This is a genomic window from Chryseobacterium pennipullorum (assembly GCF_003384725.1).
Lineage (GTDB): Bacteria > Bacteroidota > Bacteroidia > Flavobacteriales > Weeksellaceae > Chryseobacterium > Chryseobacterium pennipullorum.
Window position 1 is genome coordinate 115,155 of the sequence record NZ_QNVV01000008.1, and the last position, 19,643, is coordinate 134,797.

Consider the following 19,643-nt stretch of genomic DNA (forward strand, 5'->3'; position numbering starts at 1 on the left):
AATTCGATTATTGAAAAATAAATTTTGTGGATGGTGGAAAAAACCATTTTTTTACTTTGTCAAAGATTTTTCAGGCATCATTTTCCACGTATGTTCGATATTGAGCATGAGCAGCGCATGATCGAATACTACAGAACCTTTCGGAAAAAGGTTCTCATTTTCATAAAAAGTTGACTTTAGATCTACCACCTCCAGAGGCTGCATTTCCCAGGTATAGGTATTCAGTTCAAGTCCTTCCAGCTTATTTTTATTGGGCGAGTATCCGAGACTGCCCTTCTGAAAAAAGCAGGAAGCCTCCTCCAGCGTTCCGAAGACAGAATGGCTATTGAACTCTGCTGTTTCTCTGGCATCGATTGATGTTTCCAGCTGATCGGAGCTTTTAAAATCGATATGATAATTCTGATCGTTTTCTTTGACATTAAATCGGGCATGGTAGTGCTTACCCGGAAAAATGCGTCCGCCCACCCATGTATTAATCCTGGATGAGGTGTCTCTTCTCGGAATATAAACGCCTGATTTAACCTCTCCGCCTTCATCCCATTCAACCGCGATCCGATGCGCTCCATTCTCTGAACTAAAGCCCATAAAATCCGGAAGACCTAAGGCTTTTATACCTTTAAGCCTGATGAGGCAGATGCCAACTATGGCCTTATTCTTATAAAGCTTTGGCCTGAATGGAAAAGGAATGATCTTTTCTACCACCTGTGGATCTGCTGTAAAATTGATAAGGATCCTTCTGTCTATATAACCATGGATAACCGGTAATTTCATCGTTGTTGATTTTTTGGAAAATTTGATGCCATAGCCTGGAAAGCGCTGCAGTTCAAAAAAATTATTGAGGAGACCTGTATTTTCGGATCAGAACATCAGAGGCCCGCTCACTGATCATGTACACTGCACTTACAATAAAGAATCCTGGAATTTTTGCAAACACACTGGCATCTACAACCCGTAATCCTTCCGTTCCTCTCACACGAAAGTCGCCATCCAGTACAGCCATCGGATCATGATCAGCTCCTATTTTACAGGTACAGGATGCATGATGCCCCCATGCTTCGTTGTGTACAAACTCTGACAGAGCGGCCCGGCTGTCTGCATCTTTGCCAGGAATAAGTTCCGTCTTGATCATTGTGCCAAGACGGTCGGCAATTTCGCGGGCGATCTCTATCCCTTCTACGACTCCCTGCATGTCTTTTCCCTCTGTATCATTTCCCTCTTCAAAATACCGGAAATTAATCGCAGGACGTTCTCTGGGATCTGCTGACCGAAGCTGGACAAACCCTGATTTATTTTTTGTATGGGCTTTGAGAATGACAAAAGTTAGCCGGTCATGAAGTTCTGCGGACTCCCCGGAATAACCGGGATAATATCCTTTGAAGCTTATAGGCAATGCAAGAATAAAAAGATCCGGATCTTCCTCTGCTATACTGGATTTGGTAATGAAAGCGGCTAGTGATCCGTTGGTAGAATACGGCCCTCCTTTGGTATTGCTCCATTCCCGGAACAAAGGATCCCCCGGTTGTCCTTTTTCCGGCACATCCAGGGTTGCTTCTTTGAACAGGGAATACTCTTCTTTTAACTGATAGACCAATCCTACTTCATACCGATCCTGTAAGTTTTCGCCTACTCCCGGACTGTCGACTACAACATTTATTCCATGGGATTCAAGCTCTTCGCGGGGGCCGATTCCTGATAATTTGAGGATTTGAGGAGTATTGAAAGCTCCTGCCGCAATAATAACCTCTTTACTGGCAAATGCCTGAAATATCTTAGGCTCAGGCAATGCTTCTGAAGCTTTCGGATCGGCACTGTAAAGGTGCTTCCCGGATAAGTATTCCACACCGTAAGCCCGATTGCCCTCAAAAATCACTTTTTTCACCAGTGAACCATAGCGTATCGTTAAACGGTCAGGATATTTTTGAAGCGCTGATAAAATACGTTCTCTGGCCCCGTTTCTTGTGCCATCTCCTACGGCAACAGGGACAAAAGACATTCCCTCACCTCCGCTGCTAACAAAACGCCAGTCATTGGGATCATTGGGAAGTGCGGTATCCGCCGGAGTCTGGTATTTTTCACGGCTTATTTCCTCCATTGCGTTAATGATATCCAGAAAACGGGGTTCTCTTCCGGCAAGTTCCGGATTGGCCCGTGAAACCTTCAGCCATCCCTCAAACCCATGTCTTGATCCATCATGGGGTGCAGCAGGCTTTTGACGGTCCACATCAGGACCCTGCCAGTTTTCAATGCGGATGTATCGGTGTCGCATGGCTTCAGCATTCCAATCTTCATTTCCTGTAAGTCTGGCCAGATGATCCCAATCACTGTTATGGGGATAGACATTCACCATGGCATTGGTAGCGGTACTTCCTCCTAAAGTTGCTCCGCGGGGATACAAGACTCCATCATTGCTTTTCATAAATTTGCTGTCTTTCGCCTGTACGGTATCAGATGCATAATGACGGACAAAAAAATCCCAGCGCATTTCTGCATCTTCACTGGCTCTTCCCTGCATAATAGGAATATTGTAATAGTCACAGCTGTGATCTGTACCGGCTTCGAGTATCAGCACGCTGAACCCTTCTTCAACCAGATTTGCAGCCAGCGGACCTCCACCGGCACCGGAACCTACAATAATAAAATCATAGGTCCGATGTTCACTTTTATTGTTTTCTTCCATTTTTTATGCTTCGTTTTAGTCAGACCGAAAAATATTAAAATAGGTTACTTATTCATCTGCTCTTGCCAATCCGGTGGTACTTTCCCTTCCGGTCCCGGTACAGGCTGAGAAAGCGGACGACTCTGAGGATCTGCCAATTGAGGCCCTTCGAAAAATTTTCTGGTGCCATAATGATAAAACCAATTTTCTCCGGGTTCAAAACTTGTGATAATGGGATGCCCTGTGGTATGGTAATGCTTGGTAGCATGCTGATGGGGAGAATTGTCACAACAGCCGATATGACCGCATTCTGTACAACGGCGCAAGTGAACCCACCAGGTTCCGCTTTCAAGGCATTCGACACAACCGGTTCCGCTCGGCTCCACTTCCGGATTAATATTTTGCTCTTCAGGATTCATCGTATTTAATTTTGGGGTTCTTTACTCATTTAAGCCTCCTCTTATTACTTTCTCATTTGTGGCATAGAAATAACAATTGATTACTTGATTTATAAACAATTAGAGGTAGAAAAAGGTACAAAATTTATTTGAATGGGAGTAAAGCCTTTCAACAAATAATAACAGTTAATAGTATAAACAACGATCCCACCCCATACATTACAGGGTTGGATATTTAAATTCAGTTTTTAGCGGGAAACTATTTTAATTTTTAACGTTTTCCTGTTTTTGGAATGTAAAGAATCGCTGTTATTTAAGTAATGATCTGATATTCTCACAAAGCTCATCCAGCTCATCGCGCTTAGGCAGACTGTGATAACTTTCATCAAACCTCAGCCCAAAACCATCATTAGTGAATCTTGGAAAAACATGCAGGTGGGTGTGAAAAACTTCCTGTCCGGCCGCTTCGCCATCAGCCAGAAAATAATTAATTCCTTCACATTGCACCTCCGATTTCCGGATGGCCCGGTTAATCCTAGAAGCCATGTTGAACATCCTGGAGGTCAGGTTTTCATCCAGTTCCGAGATAAACACTTGATGTATTTTCGGGACGACTAAAATGTGTCCGGGATTCACCGGCTGTATATCCATAAACGCAATGATGTGATCATCTTCATGGACGATGCTTGCGGGAAGTTCTCTATTGATTATTCTGCAGAATATACAGTCTGTCATAAGGTTTATTTATGGTGATAAAATTAATAAAACCATTTTGTATTGCCAGGTTAACTTTTCGATAAAATCGTATACGCTTTCTTCACAGTTTCCTTTCCTAGTCCGTTTGCTGCAGGTTAAAAACCGTTCCTGCCGGATCAGTAATCCAATGCATATTTTCCGGCAGTTCTTCAATTTCATCACAGGTTTCTACGTTGTTTGCCTTCAGATACCGGGTGGCTTCTTCAACATCCGGAACGGTCAGTTGCAGCCACGTCTCAGAGTGGGTATAGTTGTCCACACAATCCAGCCATATGATATTATGACCGAATTTTACCTCATGTGTTCTGGAAACCGTTGGGTTTTTAATCGGCTTTTCTTCGACATGCAGCTTGAGAACATCTCTGTAAAAAGCCACTGTTTTTTCATATTTATTTTTTGGAATTTTTATAGCGATATTGATTCCTGCTTCGAATTTTGTATGCATAATGAGTATGTTTTTACACGAGTTAAAAAAAATGGCTGGTATTAGGGGAACCTTTGAACTACACAAAAAGAATTTCCATCCGGATCCAGCAATACCACGTAATCCGCATCTTTTTCATAGTCCCAGTTTTCAAGCTTCGATGCCCCTAGCTTAATCAGTCTTTCCACCTCAGTTTTTTGATTTTCAGCCAGTAAATCAATGTGATGACGTTTGGGTTTTTCTGAGGTTGTTAGTTTTAATGATAACTGGATCCCCTGCCCTTTTTTGGGGACTAGAATGGCAAAATCCTGATCAGGTTCTCTTTTCAATTTATAATTCAACGCTTCGCTCCAAAAAGCAATCGCAGAATTTAAATTTTTAACGCCCCAAACCACTGAAAGAATTTTTAGGCTCATATAAGTTTAATTTAATTGGATTTTCAACAATTCAAATAAAGCGGTTAGTCCGCTACATTACCCGTCACCACTTCGCCTGCTCTTTTGTAGTGGGTAATAATCACTCCTTTTGAGGTTACATGGCTTTCGCTTAATGTAAATGCTCCCGGAACAGCTATATTATCAAAAAGCTTCTTGCCTTTGCCAAGGAGGATCGGATATATTTTCAGCCGCAGCTCATCGATGAGATCATGCTGTAATAAAAGCTGAATCAGCGAGCTGCTGCCCCAAACCTGGAGGTTAGGACCTTCAGAGTTTTTAAGTCTTTCAATATCTTCTTTATTTCTGAGGAAAACCGTGTTTTTCCAGTCGGAATGTTCCATATCTCCGGATAGCACATATTTTGTACCGTCATTAATCGCAGGCCAGACCTCAGCATGAACAGGCCAGTAGGATGAAAAAATGTCATACGTTTTCCGACCCAAAAGATAATCTGCCGGTTTCATTTCTTCTTTCATGATCTCCCCGAAAAGCTCATCATCATAGGAGACCGTCCAGCCTCCGTACCGGAAGTCTCCGGAAGTATCTTCACCGGGTCCGCCCGGTGCCTGCATCACTCCGTCCAGTGTAATCATTGATAAAACAGTTATTTTTCTCATTGTCATTTATTTTTGTGTGGGGTATTGGAAGGGCTATAAATCCTGGTCACTTTAAAAAACTGTTCAGATAATTCAGAATGGTTGCGGTCTGCATCATCAGGCTCACGTGTCCCTGCCCTGGAACAACAGCAAGCTGGGATTTGGGCATCGACGACAGGTCTCCGGATTGATCCCCTCCCAATAACCGATAGGTTTTGATGAGCTCAGCTTTATCCAGCCCGTCATTATCTCCTGCTATGATCAGTACAGGTGCTGTAATTTTTGAAATATTGGAATCACCCATATCGTATGGAGTTCCGGCTGAAGCGATCATCTGCTCCAGAAAGGGTGTCCATTTAGATTTATCCGGAGCTACTGCATCGTATGCATCATGCATTGGGCTCTTCTCAAAGAGCGCCGGCTTCATCGCTTTAAAGGCATTGCGTACTTCGGGCAGCCAGCCGCTGCTTTTATAAGTGGCAGAAATAATCACCAGATTGTTCAGCCGTTTGGGATTCCGGATGGCAAACTCATAGGCGATGGCACCGCCAAAACTATATCCTACAATATCTGCACGCTCTATTTTAAGATGATCCATCACTCCTGCCACATCACCCGCTAATGTAGAATGTGACAGCTTCCTGTCTGAAAATGGGGTGTGCCCATGTCCCTGAAGTTCAACAGCTATTACTTTATGATTTTTTGACAGCTCTGGGATCAGCTGCCCCCAATTCATATCAATGGTCATAAAAGCTCCATGCAGCAATACAACAGGCCTCCCTTCTCCATATACTTCATAGTAAACCTTAATACCATTCACAGAAGCGTAACCGCTGTCAGAAGGTTTTATTTTTTGCCCATACGCTAAACATGCTGTCAGCAGCATGAACATCATTATAAGTAACAGCTTAAATGTCTGATAAGGTTTTAATAGATTTTTCATAATGTACCTGGATTTGGTTTAAATTTTATAGACCTCAGCCATCAATCCCATCAACTTTTAATCAAAATTACCAAGTGTTTATGAAAGCCTACTTGCCAAAGGGCAAGATTTTGCAAGAAAAAAAAAATACTGTCAGCGATCAGTTTTTAAAAAGGAACTATAGCCCCCATTAGTCCGCACTCTTAACTTTGTTTTAAGAAAAATTAAAAATAAAATGCCTTCTAAAAGCATTCATTGAAGATGAAAAATTTTATAAAAAATTTACTTCATTTAATGAAAATTGATTAATTTCGAGAACAACTAAACTTTATTATTATGAAAAATTTAAAAAAAATCGAAAGACAGGAATTGAAAACAATTAAGGGCGGAATCAATTGTCCAGGCGGTCAGATCTGCTTAATCGGCGGCAAATGGCAATGTATGCCATACGACGGGTGTGGTGGTGGAAATCAGCCGTAAGCGGTAAGTATAACCAATTCTTTTTATTATGAAAAATTGTAAAAAAATTTCAAGAGATCAGTTGAAAAGTATTAACGGCGGAGCGTCAGGTTGCTCTCAAGCATGCTGCCCACCTCCGGGAATCAAGAGATGTCCATGGGTAATTTGTGTAGCACCGTGTGATATATTAAGTTAAAACTAAAAAGTTAACTATAAGTGCGGAAGGACCTATAATTGCAGAAAATATTCATGGGTACATTTTCGCAAATTGTTAGATATTTGTATGGTATACATACAACAGCCTGTCTCATTGTGATGACAGGTTTTTTTTAAGTTACACTCAAGAAAATCGTATTATCTCCGGAGACAGGGCGGAATTTGTTCCACTTTTATATGATCTATTGAAAATCATATCATGAATTTACAATCTTGCTTTCTACCTCTGATAAAATGAGTAACACCATAGGCAAGTGAAATCTATTCAGCATTTTTTCTAACCACATCGATCATGTGGTCAATATCAAATGGTTTCTGAATAAAATCATCAGCCATGCAGTCTTCAGCAGTCTTTGCAATATTATGTGCGGTAGAAGTAAGAACAGAAGAAACATCTTCCGTCTCAGGATCAGACTTGAGTTCTTTAATGACCTGTGATCCTTTTTTGGGGCCTTTGATATGATCATCCACCACCACAACGTCCGGATCAATTTCCTCAATCTGTTCAATAGGCTCTGTTGTAAGAGACGAAGTTACATCGTACCCCTCGTCCTCCAGCACCTCGTCCATAATATTCAGGATATCTTCATTCTCCTGAATAAGTACAACCTTTTTTTTCATACCGTGTAATTTTATGTAAATATATGAAGGATTATTGAATTTGGATATAAGGGATTAATTTCAAAAACTCAACACTGGAATCTTTTTGTGAAAATTTATCCAATCCTCTTGTCTTACAGCTTTCTTTTAGCACAAATCAATATGGTATGTGATCACTGCGATAAGTAGTTAATGGGTTAATTTACATTTAGAACAAACTTCAGATCCGCAAAATCTGTATCAGCTTCAACTAATGTGCAAATTCCGTTGTGGTAAGTGTACGTCGTCGTATTTCCGTTCGGCAGATTCATCCTATACTTCTGGGAATTAATCTTCTGAATAGAAATCATTTTTTGAAATTTTTCCGAAAAAACAGATCTTATATTTGCAGGCTCATTAAAATAAAGACTTGCCGTAGAGCAAACAATGGACTGTTTCAGAGAACCATTGGAACCATCTTTATCCCAAAGGTTATAAGAACTTCCGTTCCATGCAGCAGTATTGTTCACTTTTATTTTCCCGTTCATGGTTCGGTAAAGTTTGGCTTGCTGCAGCATATTCTGTTTAAAAGTAGCCCCCATTTTGTCGTAAACTTCAATACTATAAAGAATTTTAACTTTAGCGCGGGATTCAAAAAGATATTCTGTGATATCGCCTTTAAAAGAACGTTCCACACGGATACTGCCAATTGTTTTATTGTCTTTTATAATGGAATAACTCAGATAGTCATTCGTAATTGCTGCTGCACTCTTAGGCTGGAAAAAATGGTACAACATGATCGAAAAAATGAGGAATGTTTTCATTGTATTTTATTCTTTAATAATTGATGGCTTATGGTATAGATTTTCTATGAATGCATAGTGAAGAAGCGGAAAGATTCTGGTAGACGTGCTTATAAGAAGAGTACGATTTTCTTCAAACAAATTCTGATGAAATTGTGATGACTACTTTCAGGTCAGCAATGTCCCCAGTTAACTGCTCATTTTAGTTAGTTCTTCATTCATCACTAAAATTTATAATGCAAAATTACGCATAGGAAAAACCTACAATGTTCAACAGGATAAATTGGAACCCATCAATCCAATAGTGTTTAAATAACTGAAAATAAGATATTTACATAAAGCAGGACGTTCCAATTTATAATCCTGAACTTTGTTTTTTTAAACTCTTAAAGAGATCTTCTAAACAAGACTACTAAATTTCAATATAGAATAGAAAAAAATAAAAGTTTTTTATTTAAAAATAATATCGTAATATTGCGATATTAAATTATTCATTATGGGAATTACCAAAACTGAAATATATACCGATGAGCAAAATAAATTGGCTTCGCTTCTTAAAGTTTTAGCACACCCTGCCAGAATTGCTATTCTTCAATATATTATTGATCAAAAAGCTTGTATCTGCAATGATCTTGTTGATGAATTGGGCCTGGCACAAGCAACCATATCACAGCATTTAAAAGAATTAAAGAGCATTGGAATTATTCAGGGATCAATAGAGGGAAAATCCGTTTGTTACTGTATCGAAGAGAAGGCATGGAAACAATTTCAAAATGAATTCAATACATTTTTCAATCAGGACGTCAAAATAAACCAATGCTGTTAAAAGCATTTTTTTAAATTTTAATATCGTTATATTGCTATATTACATTATTATTTTAACAAGCAAATCATTCTAAAATTTAACTATTATGAAATTATCAGAAATCAAAGAAATCCTACCAGCATTAGAAAACGTTGAGTTCCAGTTAGAAAACGGAACATTGATTCCCGAACATTTCCATGTTACTGAAGTGGGCATCATAACCAAACATTTTATTGATTGTGGAGGAACAATAAGGAGTGAAAGGGTTGTCAATTTTCAATTATGGAATGCTAATGATCTTGAACATCGATTAAAACCAAGCAAACTATTAAACATCATTACGCTATCGGAAGAAAAATTAGGAATCGAAGATCGTGAAATAGAGGTAGAATATCAGAGCGAAACAATTGGCAAATATGATCTGAACTTCAACGGAAACCACTTCATATTAAGAAACAAACAAACCGCATGTCTGGCAAATGATGCTTGCGGTATTCCAACTGAAAAACAAAAAGTAAAATTATCAGAGCTGAACAATGCCTGTTGTGCACCTAACTCAGGATGTTGCTAAACAAATCTAACATGGAAATAAGGACAATCACCCAACATAATTTTCCGGAAGTCACAGAAATCTACAAACAGGGATTAGCAACAAATATGGCTACATTTCAAAATGATATGCCACAATGGAAAGAATGGGATAAAGGACATCTTGTTTTTTGTAGAATCAGTATTTATGAAAATAATAAAATGCTTGGCTGGACAGCTTTAACACCAATTTCGAGCAGGTGTGTGTATACCGGTGTTGCAGAAGTAAGTGTTTACATCGCCGAGAACGAAAGAGGAAAAGGCATCGGTAAAATACTCCTTAATGAGTTGATCATACAAAGCGAAGCAAACGGAATATGGACGCTACAGTCGGGGATATTTTCTGAAAATCAAGGAAGTATCATGCTGCATGAAAAATGTGGCTTCAGATTAGTGGGTTTTCGAGAGAAAATCGGTAAGAAAAATGGTGTTTGGAAAGATAATGTTTTAATGGAACGAAGAAGCAAAACCATTGGATGGAACTAACAAATATTAAATTAAAAAGATAACTATGTATTCTCTATTATTGCAGACTATAACCCAAGTACAAGATATTACCGAAGAACGCAAAATCGTATTACAGTCATTAATAGATTTTATCCAACAAAAAGTAAGTAGCCGACAGGAAGTAAAACTCAATTTCATTTGCACCCATAATTCCCGCAGAAGCCATTTATCTCAGGTCTGGGCACAGGTTGCCGCCTCACATTTTAATATCCCTGATGTCCTTAGTTATTCGGGAGGAACGGAAGAAACGGCATTGTTCCCGAAAGTTGCTGAAACATTATCTGATCAGGGATTTAACATCTTCAGGATTGCGGAAACCAATAACCCTGTATATGCTATCAAATATGGCGATAATGCCTTCCCAATCATTGGCTTTTCAAAAAAATATGATCATCCCTTCAATCCTTCGTTCGCATTTGCAGCTATTATGACCTGCTCACAGGCAGATGCTGGATGCCCTTTCATTACAGGAGCGGAGAAGAGAATACCAATCACTTATGAAGACCCAAAAATTTCAGATAATACTCCCTGGCAAGCAGAGGTATATGCAGAAAGAAGCTTACAGATAGCATCAGAAATGTTTTATGTCTTTTCAAAAATTATTAAATAGCCCATGCAACCCAAATTAAAATTTCTTGATCGTTACCTTACGTTATGGATATTCCTTGCGATGGTGATCGGTATTGCTTTGGGATACTTTTTTCCGAACATTTCCGAGATCACAGATTCTCTATCAACAGGCACTACCAATATTCCATTGGCAATCGGGCTCATATTGATGATGTACCCGCCATTGGCAAAGGTTGATTACTCTCTTTTATCTATGGCGTTTAAGGACAAAAAAATAATAGGCATTTCTTTATTCCTTAACTGGATCATAGGGCCTGTCCTAATGTTTGTATTGGCTATAATTTTTTTACGTGATGAGCCTGATTATATGATAGGCTTAATCCTGATTGGATTGGCAAGGTGCATTGCGATGGTGATTGTTTGGAACGACCTGGCAAAAGGAAATAGAGAATATGCTGCATTGTTGGTAGCATTGAACAGTATTTTTCAGGTATTTACCTATAGTTTTATGGTTTGGTTACTTGTCAATATCCTGCCAAGCAGATTGGGCCTGGCCAGTTTTAATGTAAGCGTGTCAATGAAGGATGTTACTGAAAGTGTCCTGATCTATTTGGGCATTCCTTTCTTAGCAGGTTTTTTGACCCGTTATATCCTGGTAAGATCAAAAGGAATAGGATGGTATAACAGAAAATTTGTACCGAAAATATCGCCCATCACATTGTGTGCTTTGTTGTTTACGATAGTCCTTATGTTTAGCTTAAAAGGCAATAAAATTATAGAACTGCCAATGGATGTCGTGAAAGTGGCCATACCTCTGGTCATCTATTTTGTCCTTATGTTTTTCGTAAGCTTCTTTATGAATAAATCGCTGAACGTACCTTACGATAAAAACGCATCCATCGCATTTACAGCTACAGGCAACAATTTTGAATTGGCTATTGCAGTGGCGATAGCGGTATTCGGCATCGATTCATCACAAGCATTTGTAGGTGTAATAGGGCCTTTGGTAGAAGTTCCGGTATTGATATTACTGGTAAGAGCAAGTTTATATTTAAGGAAGAAGTATTATATATAAAACTTATAAAAATAAAAGGGCGCCATTTGTTATTAATGGCGCCACTTATTGCGGAGAGTGAGGGATTCGAACCTAAATTCTACAATCAGCACTCTACCTAATATTTCTATCTTTGCAAATAACTACTGCCATGATTCTGCCATAGTTTCAGTTATTATCAAACTTAACTTTTTAGTAATTTAATCCTTTACAAAAATAAAACTTTTCATGACATCTACAAAGTCCTTTTAAGGGACCTCAGCGGTGTATTTTCCGAACACTTTTGTAGAAGATTTGGATAAACTCGCTAAACTCTCATCATTCATTATCTCATAAAAGTTCCGATTTAATACTCAATAAAAATCGGCAATATTTGTTAAAAAAGAGTTACATAGGTATACGGAAGTCTAATTAAGGTTAGTTAGGAATAAAAAAGATTTAAATGATAGTTGATGTTTTATTTATTCCATTTTAGATTTTGGGCATACTTGGTATGAGGAGCAATTTCATACTTGAACCCTTTTGCACCTGCATCATGTCCCAAACCTTGAATAATTTCATCTGTAACCCAAATATAATTCTCGGAAGAATTTTCTTTCAGTTTTTTTAAAATAGGTAATTGTTCATTATTAATTACCAGATCAAAGACATCATAAACAAACATTCCTTTCCCCTTCATATTCAAATCTATTATTGGGGTTTTAATTGTTTTTTTAAATTTATAATCTATATATCTGAATTCCCATCCTGGTAAAATTTTCGTTGTAAGAAGCTCTTCACAAAATTCTCTCCAAGGAGAAGTTTCTCGATCTTCTTTTGAATCATACCATTTAAAAAATTCTATTACATTCTTACCTTTTACATACACTCTCAAATCATTTTTAGCAATTCCTTTTTCTGTTTCAAATTTTCTATCCGGTCTAACCTCTAATTTTTCGTAAATCTTTTCTGAACCGGGTAATGTTTTATAACATCCTCCAACAGGCTGAAAATAATTTCTGGTTCTACTTTTTACAAGAAGATATTCGTTCTCAACTTGAATTCTGAATAAATAAGAAATAGACAATCGAATTTCTTCTTCTCTGTAAAGCACTTTTGTTTTTAAAAAGAAGCCTAACCTATTGTAGTTTTCCCATAGAAAGTTTACTAATAAAGTTAGCACTATTACGTAACCTGCCCTTGAGTATGATGATTCATACAGATTATGTTTATCAAAATAACCAACCGCGATTAGAACAATAGGAACGGATAACTTTGTTAATATACTTTTCATACAATTTTGGGGCTAGGATTAAGTTTTTTAATTGTCTCGGCGACAGTTTCAAAATCTAAAGCTTTATCCGGGAAACATTTTGCAACAGCTTCTGGCAATATTCTTAATCTTATATCTGAAAAAGAAAAAGATAGTCCATTGTTCGATTCCTCTCCTGACAGGTTAGCCAATTCCTCTAACTGCTTATCTGTAATTTCAACACCAGCGAGAGAGGTTTTAAAAAGAAGCACTCTTTCCTCAAAAGTGGGACGCTCAAATTCTAAAATAATTGCCGCCCTTCTCACAATAGCTTCATCAAGAAAATGCAATCTGTTTGTCGACATAAACAATATTGCTCGCCCATTTAGTTCACGAATTTCATCAATTTTTTGAATTAATGTATTTACAGCTGCTTTTTCTTCCTGATGCATCTGCATGGTAGATCTTGCCGAAGCAATTGCATCAGCTTCGTCAATTAGTAAAAAAGCTATTCGTTTCTTACCTGCTTGAGTTTTTAGTTCAGCAAATGCATCATTTACTAAATTCCCCATTTGACCATGAAGACCTTCTCCTCTAACTCTTGTACTCAGTTTTAGAAAAAAACCTTCCTTTTTCAATTCCCTAAGCATTCTGTCCGCAATGGCCTCGGCAGAAACAGTTTTGCCTGTTCCTGCGTCACCTGCCAATATAATTAATGGATATTTTTCTTTCAGTTGTGAAATTACTGGAAGTTCTGTTTTATGAAATTTTTTGCTCCACTCAACAAGACCTTCTTGATCCAGCAAGAGCTTTAAGTTCGAAAGTATCCTATTATATTTGTTTTCAAAACCAATTAAGTGTTTAGCTCTTTCGGCAATTTCTCTACTAGGAAGTTCTGTTATATTATCGAAAATTGTACTCATATTTATTTATAATTCTTTTTTTGTAATTCATATCCATTGCTTGCATACAACTGTGCGTCTGACTGTTGAAGATGCGGAAAATTAGTATTAATATCTGTACTACCCCAACTGAGTTTTAATTCCTTTTGAAAATTTGTTTTCTCTTCAGAAGTTAGGTTCCTCCATTTCTGAGTATGAGATAATATAATTGATAGTGAAGTGTTATCAGTATCTGGCCAATCATTATTTTTCCCAGCACGTTCGCTGTCGGTTGCATCACCTAAATCATTTACAATAAATTTAGCTGCTTTCACGGGCAAACCCGTATTTGTATTAATCAAGGTTATGCTTACTGATTGTAAATAATATTTTTCTGCATATTTGAGCACATCATGGAAAACCTTATCTACATATTCCATTGTCCACTTATTAGTGCGTCTGGCAATTGTTCTGATATCTGCCTCACAGCTTTCAAATGTTTTTCTTATATCAAGGACCGTATAAGTATTTGTTTTTGTATTTGTTCCGTACATAGTTTAATTTATTTAATGTTAAAGGTTGGACCGAAGACACTTTTCCATTCTTGTATAGTATCTCCTTCATTATTTCTTGCTTGAGCAAAGTTCAAAGTATCAAATGCCTCTTCAGCCTCTTCAATAATTTCGTTCCATCTAGGTTTGGTCATTCTCTTTGCAACATTGTTTTCCTTATTAGTGTTGTCTGCTACATAAATAGCTGAATCGTATTGCGACGGAACACTACGAATGGAATCTTGAAAAATAATTTCTGGAAATTCAGTAGAACTTACAAATTCAAAAAACCGAATGATTCCTTCTTCGATATTTGTTTGGATTCCTTTATTTATGTCAAGATAGGCAACAATCAATTCAATAGTAAAAGAAGATAATCCTGGTTCATTATCAGAAGGTTTTAATTCTTTGTAATTTCTCCACCATTTTATAGCTCTTACAATTGAAGTGTAAGCAGAATTTTCTTGTCTTCTGTTAAGTGAAAAACTTAGCTGCTTGGAAATACTGGTAATATACTTTTTACCATTTCCGTGTCTGCTGGGTTGCCATACATAATCCTTTGGTGTGCTTAATGGGACTACAGGAACAATATCAACACTTAATCCTGAGCCTGAAAAATAAATGGTTACCGACTTTGTATTTCCAGCAGCATCCACATCTTTAGAAATGTCTTTTTGTGGATAAATTTCTTCCAAATATTCTACAATAAAATCAAAAAGCTTCCCAATATCATTATGAATATCTTCGTCACCAGTAACAAAAAGCACAAGATCAATATCTATGGGATGATCTCCTGTAGGCTTCAAAATCGTATGCTTTTTCCAAGAACCAGCAAGAAGATATTTCTCAACCTTTAATCCGTGTCTGTCATCTTCAGCAATTTTTTTATCTAATTTTTCTTTCAGGTTGTTTACCTGATCTCTATACTTGCCCATGTTTTCAGGCTGCAGTTTGATTTTACTAATAAAAAACTGTAAATCTTTGTCTGATAATTTCATTTTTTTGTTTATTAAATTTATTACATCAAACTTTTCTCCTATAATAACAGTAATGACAAACTGTCATAAAAGTCTGATTTTAATATAAATAGAGCCAAATGTAATTTTATTTTTTAAAAATATATTACGGAAATCCGTAAGCATATTATAATCTTTTAAAGAACCTCAAAAAACTACTACCTCTTTCTGATTTATATAATGATATTAAAAATTGGTAAACTCCAAGTATCATTTTTAGGATACCTGGAGCTTAAATGGAGTTACTTTTCCTTGGTAACTCCTTTGAAGGGAGTGTTACTAGAAGTTTTCACATCCATAAATCTACCTGTAGCAGTATCACGTTTTACCCAAGAATCTGTTTGTGGATTGTAGGTTTGTGAACGCCCTTTAACTGCTCCATTTCTGTGACCGTCTCCAGTCGGTTTGTTAGTTGCCATAATTAGTAAGCATTTTTTCCTTTAACATTCTAGGTCATAAAGGAATTGACCATTGAACAAACTTCAATCATATACTAATTCCATTAGAAAGATTTTTTTAACTTTGAAGTATATGAGCCTATCCACTCATATACTAATTCCATTAGTAATGCTTTTTGGTATATAGATGAATGTAGAACAAAAAAAAACCGATGAAATAGTTTTTGAGACATTACCCAGTGATGAGCTTATAGATTATATTTCTTTTAAAGAAGAATATCCTGAAGAAGCTGCTGCAGCGTTTACCGAGTTTTGTAGTAGGTTTGAAAGAGATATTTTGCAAAAAGCAGAAATATATTGTAATAAATTTAATTACAGTGAGGTTGTTGCACTTGAAATAGCAACTTGTGCTTTTGCCCGCGTTTGGAAATATCACTCTTTTAATAAAAGTAAAGCCAAGTATCCGGATGATATTGATCGGTCGATTTTGTTATGGCTTTATCCAATAGTATATACTCAATTGGTAAAATATGGAGATGTAAATACCTGTGCGGAACCTGATGAAGACGATTTATCAATTGTAGAGAATATTGATGATCTAATTTCGTTAACAGTAGGAGACGACGATATACAAAAGAAAAGAGAGCTGAAAATTAGATTAGAAATCATTGAGAGAGCTATGCTAGGTTTATCGGAAAAACATAAGATTGTGTATCTTACATATAAAGCTTACGAAAATACCGGAAAAAAAAATATACCAAGGTCAGTGGGTAAAAAATTGAGAGACAGATTGAATTTAGTTCAAAATTCAATTCAGGTTTATAAAAAAGAAGCTAATGATCACATTAATAACTATCTAAAAGCTTTCAATGGGAATAGATAAAAAATATATAGGAAAGGTTACAGAGACTAACCTTGATGATTGGTTACACTCAACAGGTTTTTTATTTCCTCAGACTAAAACTCAGATAGAGAGGTTTAATAAACTTTATGAAGATTATGATTTTAAGTTGAAAAACACTAGCATCAATGTTAAATCAATCATTGATGGTTCTTTTTGCGTTGAAAAAGAATCAAAAATTTTATCAATTGACACAAACCTAAGTCATGAAATAGAAAGTTTGAAAATGGTCGCAAGAAAAGGCCAAAGTAATATTTCTCAAAGCGTCTTTGACAAAATGAAACAGAATCAGAAAAAGAAGAAAGGTGATTGATAGCAGTTCCTTATCAAAAATAAAAAAGCTTGCTGGAACCATTAGTGGAAATTTCAATACTGAAAAAATAATTCCATTAGATCTTATTGCAGAATCTGAGGACATTGAGGTGTTTTATGATCATTATGACAAAGGAACTTTTGATGGAATGACTGTATATGAGGACAATGAATTTTATATTCACATTAATATTGATAATCATAATAGGTATAATTCTCCACGCTCTAGATTTACACTAGCCCACGAACTTGGACACTATTTTATAGACACACATCGCGTTGGACTCAAACTGGGAATTTTAGAACCTCATCCCTCGAAAATTGACAAGATTCAATTCGATAAAATTGAAAGAGAAGCAGACTATTTTGCAGCTTGTCTCTTAATGCCAGAAGAATCTTTTCAACGAGATTTAAGGAAGAGAAAAAAATTTAGTTTTGATGTAATTGATGAGTTAAGCAGGGAATATAATGTGAGTAAAACTTCATGTGCACTCAGATTTGCAGAAATAGGAAATCATCCTATCAAAATAGTTTATGCTGAGAATGGATTTGTGAAATGGCAAAAAAACAGTCAGGGCTTTCCTTTCTGGCACCTACTTAATGATAAAAAAGTTCCTGAAGGTTTAGCTATGGCTGATTATTTTAAAAATGTAAAAACTTTAATTGAAAATCCAGAAGAAATTTTTGCCATAGATTGCTTTGAAGGTGTAAAATCTGAAGACTCCAGAAGAACTTTCTATGAACATTGTATAGTGTATGAAAATTGTGCACTAAGTATTATTTGGGAAGATTAAGATTAAATTTATAAATATACTTTTATAATCTACAAATAATATTTATCTACAATAAAATACAACTTGATAAAAATGGTATTTTATTTTCATTCGGCACATCCAAGAACATAGTTGCTACAATTTATACAAAATTCTAAAAAAGAATTTTAAAATATATTTCTTCATAATTAATAAATTCTACATTAAAATAACTTCTTGAAAATACGGAAAACCGTATTTTTCAAATTTTTCATTTCATCCTTTCCTGTTGAAGATAGTCATATCTTAACTTCAGCCACTCAAAATGCTCTTTCTTAAATTGTCTTCTAGACAATTCCTTATTTACAATTTTATCAAGAATACCTTCAACTCGTCTTGTAAACTGTCTCATAGTAGCAATAAGATCTACCTCTTCAATTTCTTTTTTTCTTCCTATCAAACTTAAATTGCTACCCCATTTATCAATGCTTGTCATTGCTAATCTATAAAAATCAGTGTCTTCGTCTTCTCCAGCATTTATATAACTGGTTGTATGTGAGCCAAGTTTATTTCTAAGTTCGATAATTTTTGCAGATTTCAGATCAGCTCTAATTTGCTTTTGTCCCTCAACATTAAACAATCTTATCAGATCAGTAATAGCTCCCAACTGAAGATAGTAAGCATTCAATACTCCATATAGTCTTAAATACTGTTCTCCATGGGAATTAGATTCAGTAATTAATCCATTTTTAAAAACTTCGTCGATAGCATATTGTGAATCCTCCAGTAAATCTATACAAGCTCTGAATAAGTCCGGATCATAATTATTTTCAAATTTCAGCACTTTTGTTAATTTACTTTGATATTCATCCTCATCACAAAAATTTTTCACAGGTACATATCTTAAAATTCCTAAAAGTATTTCTGCATAAATAGCCACCGTTGAGGTAGAGTCCAAATATTCTTTATCAGTCATATTTAATTCTATAATGTGTATTAAAAATTAGGTCTATTTTTCAATTTTAAACAATGGGTTTAACAAATTACATTGACGAACTCCCCATTCATAATATTTCTGTTGATTTTCTGTATACAAATTGTTTTCAAGAAGGAATCTTTTTCTTTCATTTAGATAATTTAATATTCGTTGTGATTTGTCAAAATTTTCTGCATCTATCATCAAATTTTCAACTTCCCTTTTTTCATCTTCAATCTTTTTTTGTTTCTCTTTTTCCTGCTCTCTAATAATCGCTTGTTTTCTCCAACTTTCTTTTAGCTCCAAATGATATTCATGTGAATACTTCGCATAAAGTTCAATATATGCCACAACACGAATTAATTTTTCTTCAATGGCAGAATACGGTGTATCTTTCCATTCTTTACGGTTCCATGTATCTTCATACATTTGTACACACAAGAATTCTGTCATCACAAAATCTCTTGAACTATACTTACTATCATCATTCGTTACATACTTTCCCACATTTCGAATACTTAAATGAATTTCTCGATCTAAAATTTTAATAATGTTTTGATCATTAATGTCAAAACCGAAATGATGCCCTCTGAATTCAATTAGTTTTACCAGAAAATCCACAATAAGCAGTGTTCTTGCTAAATACTTCTTATCTACTGCTATAGGCACAATTAATTTCTTCCTTGCTTTTTTTTCCCAATAGTTCTCGGCGGACTCAAACCAATCCTTAGTATTTGATGTAATCTCGTGAGGGTTCGATAACCTTTTTAAAAACTTTATTGGAGCACATTTATCATTTTCGATCTCCTTTATTCTGTCTTCAATTTCTTGTCGGGGTATGGTTTTGAACATAAT

At 36.1% G+C, this 19,643-nt stretch carries 27 protein-coding genes; 10 read left to right on the top strand and 17 right to left on the bottom strand.

The annotated features are described in order from the left end of the window. Positions 1-51: 51 nt before the first annotated feature. The 8 genes from DRF67_RS10705 to DRF67_RS10740 form a co-directional block, all read right to left on the bottom strand. Positions 52-771 (bottom strand): DUF2071 domain-containing protein, encoded by a 720-nt coding sequence (locus tag DRF67_RS10705; RefSeq protein WP_115928297.1) that lies wholly within the window; start codon positions 769-771, stop codon positions 52-54. A 61-nt stretch (positions 772-832) separates the two neighbouring features. Beyond that, positions 833-2,677 carry a GMC family oxidoreductase gene (locus DRF67_RS10710; RefSeq protein WP_115928298.1) on the bottom strand — a complete coding sequence of 615 codons (1,845 nt, stop codon included), beginning with the start codon at positions 2,675-2,677 and terminating at the stop codon, positions 833-835. Positions 2,678-2,721: 44 nt separating this feature from the next. Then, complete coding sequence (locus DRF67_RS10715; protein WP_115928299.1) at positions 2,722-3,075, bottom strand: UBP-type zinc finger domain-containing protein; 354 nt, start codon at positions 3,073-3,075, stop codon at positions 2,722-2,724. 288 nt (positions 3,076-3,363) lie between these two features. After that, a complete protein-coding gene (locus DRF67_RS10720; protein ID WP_115928300.1) occupies positions 3,364-3,789 on the bottom strand; it encodes an HIT family protein in 426 nt (141 codons plus the stop codon). A gap of 97 nt (positions 3,790-3,886) precedes the next feature. Beyond that, positions 3,887-4,255 (bottom strand): VOC family protein, encoded by a 369-nt coding sequence (locus DRF67_RS10725; RefSeq protein WP_115928301.1) that lies wholly within the window; start codon positions 4,253-4,255, stop codon positions 3,887-3,889. Positions 4,256-4,296: 41 nt separating this feature from the next. Further along, positions 4,297-4,650, bottom strand: a complete 354-nt coding sequence (locus DRF67_RS10730) for a VOC family protein (protein ID WP_115928302.1) — start codon at positions 4,648-4,650, stop codon at positions 4,297-4,299. Positions 4,651-4,694: 44 nt separating this feature from the next. Further along, complete coding sequence (locus DRF67_RS10735; protein ID WP_115928303.1) at positions 4,695-5,288, bottom strand: dihydrofolate reductase family protein; 594 nt, start codon at positions 5,286-5,288, stop codon at positions 4,695-4,697. Between the two features lie 46 nt (positions 5,289-5,334). Next, positions 5,335-6,210 carry an alpha/beta fold hydrolase gene (locus tag DRF67_RS10740; protein WP_115928304.1) on the bottom strand — a complete coding sequence of 292 codons (876 nt, stop codon included), beginning with the start codon at positions 6,208-6,210 and terminating at the stop codon, positions 5,335-5,337. Positions 6,211-6,525: 315 nt separating this feature from the next. On the opposite strand from DRF67_RS10740, the gene DRF67_RS21535 reads away from it, so the two are divergent. Both DRF67_RS21535 and DRF67_RS22045 read left to right on the top strand, forming a co-directional pair. Then, positions 6,526-6,669: a bacteriocin-like protein gene (locus DRF67_RS21535; protein ID WP_165851781.1), complete on the top strand. Its 144-nt coding sequence runs from the start codon at positions 6,526-6,528 to the stop codon at positions 6,667-6,669. A gap of 28 nt (positions 6,670-6,697) precedes the next feature. Continuing rightward, positions 6,698-6,844 (top strand): bacteriocin-like protein, encoded by a 147-nt coding sequence (locus DRF67_RS22045; RefSeq protein ID WP_449384852.1) that lies wholly within the window; start codon positions 6,698-6,700, stop codon positions 6,842-6,844. A 281-nt stretch (positions 6,845-7,125) separates the two neighbouring features. Here the strand turns inward: DRF67_RS22045 and DRF67_RS10745 are convergent, their stop codons facing one another. Both DRF67_RS10745 and DRF67_RS10750 read right to left on the bottom strand, forming a co-directional pair. After that, positions 7,126-7,485: a response regulator gene (locus DRF67_RS10745; protein ID WP_115928305.1), complete on the bottom strand. Its 360-nt coding sequence runs from the start codon at positions 7,483-7,485 to the stop codon at positions 7,126-7,128. Positions 7,486-7,661: 176 nt separating this feature from the next. Further along, on the bottom strand, positions 7,662-8,267 hold the full coding sequence (locus DRF67_RS10750) for a DUF6134 family protein (protein WP_123912726.1): 606 nt from the start codon (positions 8,265-8,267) through the stop codon (positions 7,662-7,664). A 475-nt stretch (positions 8,268-8,742) separates the two neighbouring features. Between DRF67_RS10750 and DRF67_RS10755 the strand changes: the two genes are divergently transcribed. The 5 genes from DRF67_RS10755 to arsB all read left to right on the top strand — a co-directional run bounded on the left by DRF67_RS10755 (position 8,743) and on the right by arsB (position 11,791). Further along, the gene (locus DRF67_RS10755) at positions 8,743-9,072 is read left to right on the top strand and encodes an ArsR/SmtB family transcription factor (RefSeq protein WP_115928307.1); all 330 of its coding nucleotides are present in this window, start codon (positions 8,743-8,745) and stop codon (positions 9,070-9,072) included. Positions 9,073-9,157: 85 nt separating this feature from the next. Further along, on the top strand, positions 9,158-9,622 hold the full coding sequence (locus DRF67_RS10760; protein WP_115928308.1) for a DUF6428 family protein: 465 nt from the start codon (positions 9,158-9,160) through the stop codon (positions 9,620-9,622). A gap of 11 nt (positions 9,623-9,633) precedes the next feature. Beyond that, entirely contained in the window at positions 9,634-10,125 is a 492-nt protein-coding gene (locus tag DRF67_RS10765; RefSeq protein ID WP_185142093.1) for a GNAT family N-acetyltransferase, read from the top strand. A 25-nt stretch (positions 10,126-10,150) separates the two neighbouring features. Then, entirely contained in the window at positions 10,151-10,756 is a 606-nt protein-coding gene (locus tag DRF67_RS10770; protein WP_115928310.1) for an arsenate-mycothiol transferase ArsC, read from the top strand. Positions 10,757-10,759: 3 nt separating this feature from the next. Then, positions 10,760-11,791: an ACR3 family arsenite efflux transporter gene (gene arsB, locus DRF67_RS10775; RefSeq protein ID WP_115928311.1), complete on the top strand. Its 1,032-nt coding sequence runs from the start codon at positions 10,760-10,762 to the stop codon at positions 11,789-11,791. 436 nt (positions 11,792-12,227) lie between these two features. On the opposite strand, the gene DRF67_RS10780 is transcribed toward arsB, so the two are convergent. The 5 genes from DRF67_RS10780 to DRF67_RS21540 all read right to left on the bottom strand — a co-directional run bounded on the left by DRF67_RS10780 (position 12,228) and on the right by DRF67_RS21540 (position 15,868). Further along, on the bottom strand, positions 12,228-13,043 hold the full coding sequence (locus tag DRF67_RS10780) for an SMODS-associated NUDIX domain-containing protein (protein ID WP_115928312.1): 816 nt from the start codon (positions 13,041-13,043) through the stop codon (positions 12,228-12,230). After that, a complete protein-coding gene (locus DRF67_RS10785) occupies positions 13,040-13,924 on the bottom strand; it encodes an ATP-binding protein (protein WP_115928313.1) in 885 nt (294 codons plus the stop codon). The genes DRF67_RS10780 and DRF67_RS10785 overlap by 4 nt, the downstream gene beginning before the upstream one ends. Before the next feature lie 2 nt (positions 13,925-13,926). Further along, positions 13,927-14,436, bottom strand: coding sequence for an HORMA-1 domain-containing protein (locus DRF67_RS10790; RefSeq protein WP_115928314.1), 510 nt, complete (start codon positions 14,434-14,436; stop codon positions 13,927-13,929). An 8-nt stretch (positions 14,437-14,444) separates the two neighbouring features. Next, positions 14,445-15,431 (bottom strand): CBASS oligonucleotide cyclase, encoded by a 987-nt coding sequence (locus DRF67_RS10795; RefSeq protein WP_115928315.1) that lies wholly within the window; start codon positions 15,429-15,431, stop codon positions 14,445-14,447. A gap of 260 nt (positions 15,432-15,691) precedes the next feature. Continuing rightward, positions 15,692-15,868 carry a hypothetical protein gene (locus DRF67_RS21540; RefSeq protein ID WP_002981080.1) on the bottom strand — a complete coding sequence of 59 codons (177 nt, stop codon included), beginning with the start codon at positions 15,866-15,868 and terminating at the stop codon, positions 15,692-15,694. 166 nt (positions 15,869-16,034) lie between these two features. Between DRF67_RS21540 and DRF67_RS10800 the strand changes: the two genes are divergently transcribed. Genes DRF67_RS10800 through DRF67_RS10810 form a run of 3 tightly spaced genes read left to right on the top strand, consistent with a single transcriptional unit; the run spans position 16,035 to position 17,854 of the window. Beyond that, complete coding sequence (locus DRF67_RS10800; RefSeq protein WP_115928316.1) at positions 16,035-16,730, top strand: RNA polymerase subunit sigma; 696 nt, start codon at positions 16,035-16,037, stop codon at positions 16,728-16,730. Next, a complete protein-coding gene (locus DRF67_RS10805) occupies positions 16,717-17,061 on the top strand; it encodes a hypothetical protein (RefSeq protein WP_115928317.1) in 345 nt (114 codons plus the stop codon). Before DRF67_RS10800 ends, DRF67_RS10805 begins: the two co-directional genes overlap by 14 nt. Then, complete coding sequence (locus DRF67_RS10810) at positions 17,054-17,854, top strand: ImmA/IrrE family metallo-endopeptidase (RefSeq protein WP_115928318.1); 801 nt, start codon at positions 17,054-17,056, stop codon at positions 17,852-17,854. Before DRF67_RS10805 ends, DRF67_RS10810 begins: the two co-directional genes overlap by 8 nt. Before the next feature lie 229 nt (positions 17,855-18,083). Here the strand turns inward: DRF67_RS10810 and DRF67_RS10815 are convergent, their stop codons facing one another. Both DRF67_RS10815 and DRF67_RS10820 read right to left on the bottom strand, forming a co-directional pair. After that, positions 18,084-18,788 (bottom strand): hypothetical protein, encoded by a 705-nt coding sequence (locus DRF67_RS10815; protein WP_115928319.1) that lies wholly within the window; start codon positions 18,786-18,788, stop codon positions 18,084-18,086. Between the two features lie 33 nt (positions 18,789-18,821). Further along, complete coding sequence (locus DRF67_RS10820; protein ID WP_115928320.1) at positions 18,822-19,640, bottom strand: hypothetical protein; 819 nt, start codon at positions 19,638-19,640, stop codon at positions 18,822-18,824. Positions 19,641-19,643 lie beyond the last annotated feature (3 nt).